Raw genomic sequence first — 557 nt, 5'->3', positions numbered from 1 at the left:
TGAAGAAGGGCGACAAGGCGCTGGTCGGCAACTCGGCCTACCGACGTTATCTCCGCAGCCGCGGCAACGCCTTCGAGATCGATCCGGGCAAGCTGGCCGAGGAGGCCCGCTTCGATGGCCTCAGCGTGCTCAGGACCAACGCAAGGGTCACGCCCCTGCAGGCCGTGATCCGGTATCGCGACCTGCTCGAGGTCGAGGCCCTGTTCCGCGCGGCCAAGGCCAGCTTCGATACAAGGCCGATCTTTCACCAGGCTGACGCCGCGATCCGCGGCCACGTTTTCTGTTCCTTCCTGGCCCTGACACTCGCCAAGGAACTGAACCGCCTATGCGGCGCCAGGGGCTTCCAGCCCGAATGGCAGAAGTTGCTGAACGATCTCGACAGGCTCCAGCAGGCAACCATCGAAAAGGGCGGCAAGGTCATCACCACGAGGACCCACGTCACCGGCCAGGTCGGCAATGTCTTCAAGGCCGCCGGCATCGCGCTGCCCCACAACATCAGCGAACACCCCGCAGACTGAAGCCGCGGCCACGCACCGCCGACCCAACGCCCCAAAAAT

General features: G+C 64.8%; 1 pseudogene. It reads left to right on the top strand.

What is annotated here, in order from left to right:
* Positions 1–518: pseudogene (locus APM_RS18320) on the top strand (transposase); the annotation flags it as partial.
* Between the last annotated feature and the right edge of the window lie 39 nt (positions 519–557).

The organism is Acidiphilium sp. PM, assembly GCF_000219295.1.
GTDB classification, from domain to species: domain Bacteria; phylum Pseudomonadota; class Alphaproteobacteria; order Acetobacterales; family Acetobacteraceae; genus Acidiphilium; species Acidiphilium multivorum.
The sequence above is the reverse complement of the archived record's forward strand: the minus strand, read 5'-3'. Positions and strand labels throughout refer to the sequence as shown.